We start from the raw sequence: 11,871 nt of genomic DNA on the forward strand, positions 1-11,871 counted from the left end.
GTTTGGGTTATTAAGAAAGCCGGCTGATTGTACATTAGAAAGGGAAGAAGAAAGGCCGGTATTATGTTGATGGAATAGCTGTAGAATGACAGCATGACCGTTGGTTACCTCATAGAGTAAAAGCCATTGTTTTTGCCTTTTAAAAGCAGTACAATCAAGACTCAACAACCATGAAAACGTTGCTTTACGGTAGCCTACTGCTACTAGCCTTGTCGTGTAAAAAGGCTCCAGCTGACATCGTCGATCCTGAGCACGACACCGTGCTGGCCGAATACCCAGACTGGTACACGCTCAAAGCGCCAGTGGACAAAGACATTCAAGGGGTGTGGGGCGATCGAGACAAGACCGTACTCATCACCACGGGCTTCGCCGTATTCCGATCGACCGATCAAGGTCGGCACTGGCAAGAAGTACTGCCCCAACAGTCCATTGGCATATTTGGTATCGTTCAGAATCAGGATACCTTGTTTACCATGAGTGGCCTAAACAATCAATCCGCCGGGGATACCTATCAGCAAGTATTGGTTCATGCCAATCAGTACAGTCTGGACGATGGCGTAACTTGGCAGCCCTATACAAGACGAAATCCACTCCTGAGAGATACGCCTGTTTATGGAGCTGTTGATAAACGTTTACTGATTAATCCTGTTATTACCTCAACGGGCGCTCAATACAGGATTAATCGCGTCTTCTTAGATGGTCCTTCAGCTACGAGTGGTCAATTTGAAACGCCTGGCGTGGTTACCTCGGATGGGCGACGGGTTGACCTACCTCAACTTCATCAACTCAACAGTCTCTTCTTAGATAGTCAGCAACGACTTTACGTAGCGGGTACTGACGCGGTTTGCGGACGAGGCAAAACGGGTGAGCCTTTCTCCTTTTGCAACAGTAAACAGGGTCGGGGCGTGGTCTATATTTCCAAGCATCCATTGCCATAGCTTATTATAATGCCAGTGGCTGTTGCAAAAGTAATCGGATGATTCAGTAAGCCGAATATCAACCAATATTTGACTCGTTTGAGATGGGAAACCAATGCCAAAAGGCGCGCAAGTATGCCTGTACCGACTTTTACAACAGCCACACCGATTATGTTACGAAACTTTAAACAGAAAGTGATTGATCACTCGATGAGTCAGTCGGCTTCTTAAACAAGTTTAACTTAGGGGACTTTACTGATTACGTACATAATCAACTTGATAATCAGATGGTAATTTAGCCACGACCACAAAATTACCACGGCCATCAATTGGAGAGGAATGACTATAGTACTCCTCACTAACCGTATAAGTTATCTTCTTAGCTGTATCATCTCGCTTTACATCATAAATGTATCGGCTGTTACTCCCTTTGTTTACAGTGGTCAAACCCAGAATCTCATACTGAGCGAAATCAAGACTGTCTAAACGGTTTTGGCAACAGTGAGCGAATACCTGTTTGTACTGATTTGCCGTAGAAATTCGGATTCCATCACGGCTTAGGTCCTCTCCCTGTTTCTGATCATAAGCGGAATAACTTCTATCCAGAGTACGAAGAACTAATCCCGTCGTTTGATCAGTCCCTTGCTGGCAGTCAGGTTCTTGACAGGCCCATAAGCTAATGAGTGAAAGTAGATATAGTTTTTTCATAGCTATGTTGACTCTTTTGAATGCAAAAAGGTTGCAACATTCTAAACTATTATATAAGGGCAATTATGTGAAGTTAGGATATCCTATCCTCTATATAACGTTTCTTGAACTGTGGCTTGAGGTTGGCCTACGTAGTATTCAAGAAACCAACCAATACTTTTTTTAGATAAATCGTAACTACTATGTAATGCTTCGATGAACGAATTTATCTCCTCATTGACTCCTGTCGTGACGTATAAGCAAATAGACGTTTCAGGCTCCCCTATTAATGATGTGCTTGATTAGCTCACGCATTTCTTTACTTTCAGCAACATAGTGGCTTTCTATCCCTCTACATGGACGTGATTTGTTAGCATGTGTAAGAGGGTAAAGGCGCGCAAAATCTGTTGTGTAAGTGATTTATTTACGTTAAACCAATGGTCAGTTTTAGCTTATCAGCCATGTCATTATTAAGCCAGCTGCTACCGCCACACTGGTTGTCAGCCAGCCTAAAGCCCTTGATCGAATCCAACCACTTAATCCTAAGCTAACTACCGGGCTGGTTTCATCGCCCCATTTTCGGGCTGCTGCCTGAGCTACGTCATACAGATAACCCGTGATTGTAAATAAATAGAATTCTACGTGATGGTCGGTCAGCCCTTCGGATGACATCATCGCGTTTATCTACTCCAGGGGAATTTCAGGCTCCATCATGAGGGGGCTAGTTTGTCTGAATAGCTATTCCGGCCGTAATTCTACGCGGTGAAGTCATCAAACCCTTATGGTTACTTTTTTCAACGGTACAGACCGGCTCAACCTGCTACCTCTACCCGCTACCACCGACTTTCCCCTTGTAATTACCGACTGGGTTAATAACTTCACCGGCAGTTCCTCTTAAAAGTCGGTTTCTATGATCAATGAAAGTAAATTTTATGTAGTTGCGGTCGGATTATCGGCCGGGGGTTTTGAGCCTCTATGGGACTTCTTTTCCGAGATACCCGGTGACTGTGGCGCTGCTTTTATTGTCATTCAACATTTGAATCGAGACCATCAAAGCATTGCCGATAGACTCTTAGCTAAACACACCAGCATGGCGGTCGAATGGGCAACCAATCAACAACTGGTGAAACCTAATTGTATCTATATGCTGCCAATCAATAAAACGATGACCATCGAAGACGGCTATCTTTACTTACAGGACAGACGGCGAGAGGATAAATCGAATTGGGCGGTTGATATATTCTTCCGTTCCCTGGCTAAAGGAGAAAAAGCCGCAGCCATTGGCATTGTCTTATCAGGGGCGGGTTCAGATGGAACCTTAGGGGCCATTGGTATTTACGACGAAGGGGGCACGGTGATGGTGCAAGACCCCCAAACGGCTACTTTTACGAGTATGCCCGACTCGGCTATTTTAAAAGATCACCCCCAGGAGATTTTAGCGCCTAAACGCCTGGCGCATGCCCTACTGGAGTTTATGGCCGCTCATAGCTTGCCCGCCTAGACTCGTGGCCATCGGACACCAAAAAATCGATCTGGCTTCCGCCTATCCAAAGAGGAGTAGTCTTTGGGCTGAGTGTCGATCAATCTTACAACGATAGTAGGTTGAAGAGAATCCTGTCTGTATTGAACTACTAACGTTCATTCATGGCCATGAGAACTACGTCGCTATTTGTCGCCTTGGTTAGTATCGTTTTATCGAGTTGCTCCCCCAAAGAACCCTTGCCGGAGGTCTGGTCACAGAGCTGTGTGCAACTGGCGCCGTATCAGGGTATATATAGGCTAACCGGTATGTGCTGTTCGACCCTGGATGTACCAAGGATTGACGTCCAAAGTGATCTTACGTTTTCCACGGTGGGCAATTTATATACTAACCGTTTCGCTGATACGGCGGGAAGACCAATCCTGGTTACGGGTAATCTATCACCGGATAGAAGTACGTTAACGATCCATTATTTAACCCAATCCTATACGCTTAAACCGGGGTATGCTACAGCCTCCTGCTATTGCGTCTGTCAGTATTGACACTCACTAAGTAAAATTGCGAGGGATTCTTGGGTTACCTCTTTAACAGGATCGTATATCCCTCAAGCAATCAAGGGCGAAACACCTTTTTTTGTATTCTTCTTGAGCACATCTATGCTAATAGACCTACATAGTATTTATTGCCATCCGTTTACCCCAAGATAATTTGTTGAATTGTGTAAGTGATAAGGTTTGTTTGCAAAGAAAGATAAGGCCCTGACTGATAAATTATATAATGCTGTAAATTCGAATGTATTTTAATTCTTTTTGATCACTATCTGTACCTCAGCCAACAATGAACTAATGTATATTGTTGATAATCAGATATGTAATATCATTTCAACTTCTTGTTACTCTCAATTGTACACTAAAAGCAGGCATGTTTATCGTCCAGATTTCTTCACTTGGCCCCAACGGTATGGCTCTGTTTCCGTTCATTTTGGTACGGCAACCCAATCCAGGTCCTACCTTACTTAACCACGAGCGGATTCATCTGAGGCAACAACTTGAATTGGGCATTTTGCTGTTTTATCTCTGGTATGTCATTGAATACGGCATTCGACGGGTTCAATACCGCAACCATTATTTGGCTTACCGAAATATCTCGTTTGAACGCGAAGCCTTCGCCAATGATCAGAACCTAACCTATTTAAAAAACCGATCTTTCTGGCAATTCTGGCGATACGTAACGAGTGAAAAATGAAGCGTATAGAATGAAGAATATATGCGCTCCGTAATATATTCTTCATTTTTCACTCTAAACTTTTCACTGATTTATCGCCTAACGCACTCACCATCATCACCACCGACGACAGCACCACGACTAATATGGGGATGCCCTCCCGAAAGCCAAGTAAGCGCAAATCTTCGGGAATATTCAGATAAAGCAGGATGGTAATCAGGCCCCGCGGAGCAATCCAGAGTAACGATCCCGGAATGCCCCGATACGTCAGCCGCAGCGTTACCCATCGCCAGCCGATAATAACGATGATAAACAAAATACTCACAATCAGGGCATCTGTATCCAGTAGCGTGCGGGGAACGGCCGCATAGCCAAGAATCAGGAAAAAGAACGTACGCACGACAAAGGCACCTTCGGCCGTCAGGTTTTTCAGTTGATCCAACTCCTTTTCGAATAAATCGTTTTTCAGAATCCGACTTAACCGACCTCGAATAACGAGTTCCGTGTTGTTCAGAAACAGCCCAAAGATCAGAATCAACAGCAGTGAGGACAAGTGATTTATTTCGGCAAGGGCATATACCAGGAATAAAACCGAAATAATAGGCAGAAATTTGATGCGATGGTTAATACGTCCAATCAAATACAAGAGCAAGAAACAGCAGGCCAGCGAAATAATAGCCATAGCGAGCGTATCGCGGGTGAACGACCAAATCGCACCTAGTATAGAATTTCTACTCAGTAACAGGAAGTTATAGGCCATAACGCCTAAAATGCTGGCAAATGCCGACTCATATACGGCAAATTCCTGTTGCCCTGACGATAGATTCAATATACCTGGAATGGTTACCGCGCTGCTAACAATTGAGAAAGGCAAGGCCGCAATCAGGCAATGATAGAACGAGTCATTCAGCAGGAAATACAGCATGCCGGCCATAATCAGGGTTCCCCCAATGATAGACAGCAAAGACGCTACCAGCGTCCGCCGAAGAACACTCAGGTGATCGACCTGGAGTTCCAAATCCAGGCCACCTTCCAGCACAATCAGAATCAGCCCCAACGTACCAAGCGTGGGCAGAATGGAATTGACATAAGGTACCTGGACATTGAAGTACTCGGTTGCCTGCCTTGTTAGTATACCCAGTATCAACAGCAGCAAAACGGAAGGCGTTTTAAATCGGCTGCTGAACAGGTCGAAGGCATAGGAAATCAACACCGACAAGCTCAGAACTATGATCAGAATTGATGAATCCATGCGGGTAAGTCGTCAGTCGGTAGGCGCTGGTCATCAGTAGCTGTTTTCTATTGACTGATGATCAGCGCCTAATGACTTATTTTCTGGCGTAATAAAGTAGATCGACCGACGTAGCACTCGCGCGTTCACTGATCGTAAAAAATCCTTTGCTGTCTTTGTCGAAACAAATGGCTTCGCCCTGTGGCTCCAGGCGGGTAACCAATTGACGGCTGGTTCCCCGCTGAAGCGCATCGGCTACGGACTGACCGGCGCTACGTTTCCAATAAAATACCTGCGTGTAGGTACGTACCAGAATTTCGCTGCCGTCGGGCGAGATGGCAGCTCCCGTTACGTAGTTGGGCAGTCCGCCCCCCCCAAAAGAGGGTAATTCACCAAAGGCTTCAGCAACGGTAACTTCATTGATATTTTGGGGGTAGGCTAGCCGGTACAGATGCACCTTTGCTTCCCGTTTCGAGATAATGTAGATGTCTTTCGTCTGGGGTTCAACAAACATAGCTTCGGCATCACGGGGCCCATCGGGGTAGCGAAAATTGATACGTTCAACCTGCGTAATGGGCGTTTGCAGATTAGCGGGTTCGGGTAGTCGATAAATCTGGCAAAGGGGATAATCGGCATTGTTATCGCCAATCTCGCCAATGTAAATATAATTGATACCATCCTGCGGACCCGGCCCGATGGCTAACTCCTCCCAATCACGGTTGGTGACGCTAGGCACACTGATTTTGCCCTTTACTTTGCCATCATAGCCCAAAAGTGCCAGCTCAGCTGGACTACCGCTGTCCTGTTCGATCCATACATTGCCTGGTTGACTACGGCTGTCGGCCATTCCCGATGCTTCGTCAATGCTCCCCGGCGCTACGGAGGCAGCAGTTGGGGTTGACGAGAATTGAGCATCGCCACCGGCAAGTTCCAGTTTGCAAGAGGCCGTAACCAGCAAACCAAGTAGTATAATAACTAGTCGCATGAGCGCGTTCAGGGTTGATTCTGTGTCAAAGTAACGAAACAGCTTCCGAAATAGTAAACTAACCAGCAATAAAGCATTCATCTACTTAGCGAACGCAGTAAGCCTGGCCAACTCATACACAGTGCGCGCTTAGCTGGTACGAGCATCATTGTGTGAAAGATAATTTCACACTCTTGGGACAGGGCAGCCCGACTAAAACACAAATAATTGAATTTACTACGTAGGTTATAGCTTATAAATCAAGCATTTCGTAGATTGCTCTCCCGAAAACTACCTCCTTATCTCCTTATAAATCAATCTATATATGAAGAATTTTACCTCTGTCATACATCTGCTTTTATAGCCAGCAGGCAGCTATCTTTTTCTTTCCATTTACTCCAGCCAATAAGAACTCTCTTCTTTTTTCATTGGTGCAACCCGTTCAGTTGCCTCTATGGCTTCTTTCTGTTAGGCTGGAAATAAAGCTGTGAGATTTTTATCGGTACTCCGCGCTGGCAAGCGAAGCTCAATAGAATGACCTGGCACATTTAGAATTGTGCCAACCTGTTTAATTATTTATCTCTTTTAACCAATTCCTTATCCTTTAACCATCTCAATCTCATGAAGTCGCTCAGAACAGTCCGCTTCTGGTATCCCGTATGCATCGCGTTGTTTATGTCTTTCGCCTTGGGGAGTTGTATGAATATCCTGCAGGAAGATCATCCCGCCACCAGCTATTTAGTAAGCAGTACAAAAGTGGGTAATGATATTCCGCTACAACAATTACAAGCGATCGTAAGCCAGACAAACCCGACTTATCTAGGCCTGCTAAAGTATGGGATAACGGCCTACAAGCTGGTCTATAGAACGAAAAACTGGGATGGGACAACCATCAATGCGTCGGGCTTGCTGATCGTACCCGCCACTACAAATTCAGTCCCCGTGATCGGTCAGCAACACGGCACCATCTTTACGGACGCCGAAGCCCCCTCCTATTTTGGGCCCGCCAGCGAAGCCTTCCAGTTCTCGTCCATCTTTGCGTCTAATGGCTATATCCTGGCCTGCCCGGATTACATTGGCTTCGGAGAATCCAAAAACGTGATTCATACCTATGAGCACCGGGCTAGCCAGGCCCAGACCAGTCTCGACATGCTACGGGCGGCCCGGGAATATATTAAAGCAAATTCGGCCATTAAATGGGATTCGCGCTTGTATCTGGCGGGCTATTCGGAAGGCGGTTATGCGACTATGGCTCTCTACAAGAAAATGCAGGAAGAAGTACCCACAGAATTTAACCTGAAGGCGGTATCCACGGGAGCGGGAGCTTATGACAAAACCAATTTCACCAAAGCCGTCGTAGGGCTGCCTTCTGCCGGAAATCCCAATTGGAACCGGGCCTTTCTCTGGGTACTGTTCACGTATAATACAATCTATAGCGACTTACGTCGACCCATGGACTATTATTTTGTGGAGCCCTACCTGACGGATGTCAAGACGAATGGGCTGGCCGCCAACCTGAACGTTAGCATTGATCAGACCTTTACGACTGCGTTCAAACAGGGCGTTTTGCTGGGTACGGATAAAGCGTTTCTGGCTGCATTGGCCGACAATGACATCTATAACTGGAAACCGCTGATTCCCCTTCTGTTAACGCATGGTGATGCAGACCAGCAGGTATACCCCCTGAATACCGCCAGCGCTTTTGCGGCTATGACGGCTCAAGGCTCCCAGGTGGTTATCCCAAATATTGTGCCCGGCAAGACTCACGTTGAAACGATTCCGTATTGGTTGGATGCTACGTATGCGTTGTTTCAAAAGTTTCAATAAGTGTAAGCCTTTCGGAGCTTTGACACGGTTTTCCAGGCAGCTCGGTTAAACCCTGGCAAAGCTCCGAAAGGCCTAAATTGACTAAAATCGATGGGGTCTTGTCAGCACTATCAGCACCTGCTGGTTTTTCTGACAAGACCCCATCGATTACCTATAAAGCAAGGCAACCTCCCGACGGCTTTTCATTACGACACAGGCAAGGCAATATAAAAAGTAGCTCCCTCACCCGGGCGTCCTTCCGCCCATATATAACCCTGGTGATTATCAACTACTTTCTGGACAATGGCCAGCCCAATGCCTGTTCCCTTATACTCGCTACGGGTATGCAGTCGCTGAAACACCTCAAAAATTCGTTCAGCCTGGTGCGGATCAAAACCAATGCCATTGTCAGCGACCTCAATAAGGTGAAACTTCCGGTAGGGGTCAATCGAAGAGCCCATTAGTGTGGCCAGTTCATTTCCCTTAACTCGGCGGGTTGTAATGGCAATAGTAGGCGGATCGTCGGTTTTACTCACCTTCGTAAACTTCAGCGCATTGCTGATCAGGTTTTGGAAAAGTTGACGGAGCTGGGCCGCATCGCCACGTACTGTTGGGAGTAGGTCAACCGATACGATAGCAGCTTTATCACTAATAAGCGTATCGATATCACTCAGCACGTAGTCTACGATTTTATTCAGGTCTACAGAGGTAACGGTTTCCCGATTGTTGGCGATGCGGGAATAAGCCAATACGTCTTTAATCAGCAATTGCATCCGGGCTGCTGCCGACTGCATCCGCCCAATCATATCGGCGCCCCCTTCTCCAAGGATTGGCGAAAACTGGGCCTGGATGATATCGCCAAAGGCCTGAATCTTACGGAGTGGCTCCTGTAGATCGTGACTTGCTACATAAGCAAACTGCTCCAGGTTTTTGTTCGAGCGTTGCAGATCAATAATAGAGTTTTCCAGCTGTTGCTGAAGCTGCTTAAGTGGCGTATAATCTGAGAATGTAACCAGTACTTCGTCGCCCATTTTTGTGGACAGAATGTCGAGCCAGGCATTAATACCTCCTCCATCGTAGTGAAAATCAAACCGTTGTGGCTCACCCGTAGCATAGGTTCTGTAATAGGCATCGAACAACCCATTGGTTCTATAATCCGGAAACCATGTGCTGCCTAATGCGCCAATAACGTCATCCGTTTTCTGCCCAACATAAGACGCCAGTTGCTGGTTAGCAACACGAAACCGAAAATCCACTACGTTGCCCGCCGAATTCCGCACCGGACTAAACAGAAAAATACCCGTCTGACTGGTATCAATAACCGTTTGTAACTCACTTGCCGACGCTTCCAGGCGTTGCTGAAGTTTCTTAAAATCAGTATAGTCGGAGAACGTGATTAGTACATCATCCGCTAATCGAACGCCCGTTATGTTTACCCAACTATCAATCGTGTCGCTATGCAGATGGAAATTAAAATGTTGCGTCCGGCCCGTATCAAAAATGGTGACGTACCGCTGGAACAACCCATTGGTCAGATAAGCAGGAAACCATCGGCTTATCAGTTCACCAATAAGGGCATCTGGCTCCTGACCAACGTAGCTGGCAATCATCTGATTAGCCATTCGAAACCGAAAATCAACAATTTTTCCAACGGCATTCCGGACTGGATGTATGAGAAAAATAGCGACCTGGGCTGAATCAATTACCGTTCGTAACTCAGTTGTCGATTGATCATCGCTGTCTTTTAGTGTTGGAATAGTACGTGCAATACTCAGAATTCCATCGGCTAGCTTGGCCAGGCGGATGTGACACGATGCTTCGTAATTCGAGCTAACATACTCAAATTCGTGCGCCTGGTTGGTTTCCATCACCTGGCACAGTTGCTGAAAATTTTTCTTATTTAGTCCTGGATCGTTCAGACTGTCGGTTAATACTCGCAGGCCAGCTTTTAGTTGATTATTCTCTTCGACGTTGTGTTGTGCTTGTTGGTTTACGTAGGTTATTTCAAAATCAATGATCTGATTCGTTTCGTCACGTAGAGCCCGTACCCATACCGCAGCATCTGATAGGGCCTCGAGCAATTGTTTCACTAGCACATCGGTAGGCTGATCTGACAGCATTGAGACGTAAACGTTAGTAAAAACTAAAAGTAGTTAGGTAAAAAGATTGTAGACTCATGGCTACAATCTTTTACTATATACTTCATCTTCTCCTCAGTTGTTCAGGTTTATTACAACGAATTGCGTGTAAAGTCTCATTGAACCTGGTATATTATTAAAAAACTGAAAACCTGTGATAGTGGAAGACGAGGGCAATTTTCGTGCACCAGCCAAACCGACAACCGCAAAAAAAATACCTCTACTTTGGCGTAAAATGGTGTAAAAAATGAATAGGCACTTGCGTTCTTATTATTCACTCTGTTATATTTGCATCCTCAAAAGCGCTAAAAGCCTCCTTAGCTCAGTTGGTAGAGCACTTCATTCGTAATGAAGGGGTCGTAGGTTCAAGTCCTATAGGAGGCTCTATTTTTGAATCAAGGCTAATCAGTGTTAGAGAATCAAACCTCTATATCTACTGGTTAGCCTTTTTCCTTTTAAAACAATACCGGATGGTAAAGCCAATCCGTCTCCTTTTCCGTCCCCACGTATTATTACTTGGTATTGACAAAACCAAGTATTTCTATGAAAACTATATCCGAACAGGATATAAAATTTCTCTTAAAAGAGGCCAACTCCGACCGACCGACCAACCTTGATTAACCTCGTTTTTCGGTATAATAACACCCGCTTTAAATCATCAACGGGCCTCACTATTGAGCCTTTTCAGTGGGATGCTGACCGGTAACAAGCCTATACCAATCAGAAAAATCGGATTGCCCACGAGCCGTTTGAAACGATTAACGCTCATCTTGACCGCTGGCGATCGGCGGTAAAAAAGTACTGACTAATCTCCAGCTCGCTCAAATCACCTTCACCAACGAGACGATTAAGCAGCATCTGGATATAGAGTTAGGGCGCACTAAAGAGACCAAGCCCGCTGGAGATGCAGCGGTGGATCAGAAATTCTTCATCGCCTATACTGGGCGATTCGTCCAGGAAGCGGAAGTGAACAAACAATTTAACTGGCGCAGTATCCACTATACGGCCAATACACTGGCTGGATACATGAAGCTCAAGTGGGTTCTGAAACACTACCATACTGACACTGGCAACTCTGTTTGTCCTGATCCCCTAAATGTGAGCCAGTGAAAAATAGAGTAAAAAACTTAAATTTCACTGGTAATTGGAAAGGGAATGAAAGCAGGACGATTTAGTGAATCGCAGATCGTGGCGATTCTTAAGCAACAGGACAGCGGCCAAACGGTCGCCCAAATCACGCGGGAACATGGCGTGAGCGAAGCTACTTTTTATAACTGGAAAGCTAAGTACGGCGGCATGCAGGTCTCGGAAGTGAAGCGGCTCAAGGATCTTGAGGAAGAAAATAGGCGCTTGAAGAAGATGTACGCTGAGTTGAGTTTGCAACACGAGATTACGAAGGAAGCTCTCCAAAAAAAGTGGTAGGG

9 protein-coding genes, 1 tRNA gene and 1 pseudogene are annotated in these 11,871 nt (G+C 45.8%); 6 read left to right on the forward strand and 5 right to left on the reverse strand.

The genetic code is table 11. The annotated features are described in order from the left end of the window. Window positions 1-170 precede the first annotated feature (170 nt). Window positions 171-938: a beta propeller repeat protein gene (locus BM202_RS25560; RefSeq protein ID WP_093831503.1), complete on the forward strand. Its 768-nt coding sequence runs from the start codon at window positions 171-173 to the stop codon at window positions 936-938. Between the two features lie 231 nt (window positions 939-1,169). Here the strand turns inward: BM202_RS25560 and BM202_RS25565 are convergent, their stop codons facing one another. Beyond that, window positions 1,170-1,625 carry a hypothetical protein gene (locus tag BM202_RS25565; protein ID WP_093831505.1) on the reverse strand — a complete coding sequence of 152 codons (456 nt, stop codon included), beginning with the start codon at window positions 1,623-1,625 and terminating at the stop codon, window positions 1,170-1,172. A 426-nt stretch (window positions 1,626-2,051) separates the two neighbouring features. Next, window positions 2,052-2,279: a hypothetical protein gene (locus tag BM202_RS25570; protein WP_143100750.1), complete on the reverse strand. Its 228-nt coding sequence runs from the start codon at window positions 2,277-2,279 to the stop codon at window positions 2,052-2,054. Window positions 2,280-2,514: 235 nt separating this feature from the next. Here BM202_RS25570 and BM202_RS25575 point away from each other — a divergent pair, with 235 nt between their 5' ends. Together BM202_RS25575 and BM202_RS25580 are read left to right on the forward strand one after the other, a co-directional pair. Continuing rightward, entirely contained in the window at window positions 2,515-3,105 is a 591-nt protein-coding gene (locus BM202_RS25575; protein ID WP_093831509.1) for a chemotaxis protein CheB, read from the forward strand. Between the two features lie 900 nt (window positions 3,106-4,005). Continuing rightward, window positions 4,006-4,329 carry a hypothetical protein gene (locus BM202_RS25580; protein ID WP_093831511.1) on the forward strand — a complete coding sequence of 108 codons (324 nt, stop codon included), beginning with the start codon at window positions 4,006-4,008 and terminating at the stop codon, window positions 4,327-4,329. A 49-nt stretch (window positions 4,330-4,378) separates the two neighbouring features. Here the strand turns inward: BM202_RS25580 and BM202_RS25585 are convergent, their stop codons facing one another. After that, on the reverse strand, window positions 4,379-5,560 hold the full coding sequence (locus BM202_RS25585) for a cation:proton antiporter (RefSeq protein ID WP_093831513.1): 1,182 nt from the start codon (window positions 5,558-5,560) through the stop codon (window positions 4,379-4,381). A gap of 76 nt (window positions 5,561-5,636) precedes the next feature. Next, window positions 5,637-6,524 carry a PE-PGRS family protein gene (locus BM202_RS25590; protein ID WP_093831547.1) on the reverse strand — a complete coding sequence of 296 codons (888 nt, stop codon included), beginning with the start codon at window positions 6,522-6,524 and terminating at the stop codon, window positions 5,637-5,639. A gap of 600 nt (window positions 6,525-7,124) precedes the next feature. On the opposite strand from BM202_RS25590, the gene BM202_RS25595 reads away from it, so the two are divergent. Next, window positions 7,125-8,330, forward strand: a complete 1,206-nt coding sequence (locus tag BM202_RS25595) for an alpha/beta hydrolase family protein (RefSeq protein WP_093831515.1) — start codon at window positions 7,125-7,127, stop codon at window positions 8,328-8,330. Window positions 8,331-8,515: 185 nt separating this feature from the next. On the opposite strand, the gene BM202_RS25600 is transcribed toward BM202_RS25595, so the two are convergent. Next, window positions 8,516-10,429, reverse strand: a complete 1,914-nt coding sequence (locus BM202_RS25600) for a sensor histidine kinase (RefSeq protein WP_093831517.1) — start codon at window positions 10,427-10,429, stop codon at window positions 8,516-8,518. Window positions 10,430-10,758: 329 nt separating this feature from the next. On the opposite strand from BM202_RS25600, the gene BM202_RS25605 reads away from it, so the two are divergent. After that, window positions 10,759-10,831, forward strand: a tRNA-Thr gene (locus tag BM202_RS25605). A gap of 771 nt (window positions 10,832-11,602) precedes the next feature. Next, a pseudogene (locus BM202_RS25610) lies at window positions 11,603-11,863 on the forward strand (transposase); the annotation flags it as partial. Window positions 11,864-11,871 lie beyond the last annotated feature (8 nt).

Origin of the sequence: Spirosoma endophyticum (genome assembly GCF_900112365.1) — a bacterium.
Taxonomy (GTDB): domain Bacteria; phylum Bacteroidota; class Bacteroidia; order Cytophagales; family Spirosomataceae; genus Spirosoma; species Spirosoma endophyticum.

Excerpts from the sequence above, each read along its gene's own strand:
- BM202_RS25570 (WP_143100750.1), bottom strand. The coding sequence starts at position 2,279 with ATGATGTCATCCGAAGGGCTGACCGACCATCACGTAGAATTCTATTTA.
- BM202_RS25580 (WP_093831511.1), top strand. The coding sequence starts at position 4,006 with ATGTTTATCGTCCAGATTTCTTCACTTGGCCCCAACGGTATGGCTCTG.
- BM202_RS25600 (WP_093831517.1), bottom strand. The coding sequence starts at position 10,429 with ATGCTGTCAGATCAGCCTACCGATGTGCTAGTGAAACAATTGCTCGAG.
- BM202_RS25595 (WP_093831515.1), top strand. The coding sequence starts at position 7,125 with ATGAAGTCGCTCAGAACAGTCCGCTTCTGGTATCCCGTATGCATCGCG.
- BM202_RS25590 (WP_093831547.1), bottom strand. The coding sequence starts at position 6,524 with ATGCGACTAGTTATTATACTACTTGGTTTGCTGGTTACGGCCTCTTGC.
- BM202_RS25575 (WP_093831509.1), top strand. The coding sequence starts at position 2,515 with ATGATCAATGAAAGTAAATTTTATGTAGTTGCGGTCGGATTATCGGCC.
- BM202_RS25560 (WP_093831503.1), top strand. The coding sequence starts at position 171 with ATGAAAACGTTGCTTTACGGTAGCCTACTGCTACTAGCCTTGTCGTGT.
- BM202_RS25585 (WP_093831513.1), bottom strand. The coding sequence starts at position 5,560 with ATGGATTCATCAATTCTGATCATAGTTCTGAGCTTGTCGGTGTTGATT.
- BM202_RS25565 (WP_093831505.1), bottom strand. The coding sequence starts at position 1,625 with ATGAAAAAACTATATCTACTTTCACTCATTAGCTTATGGGCCTGTCAA.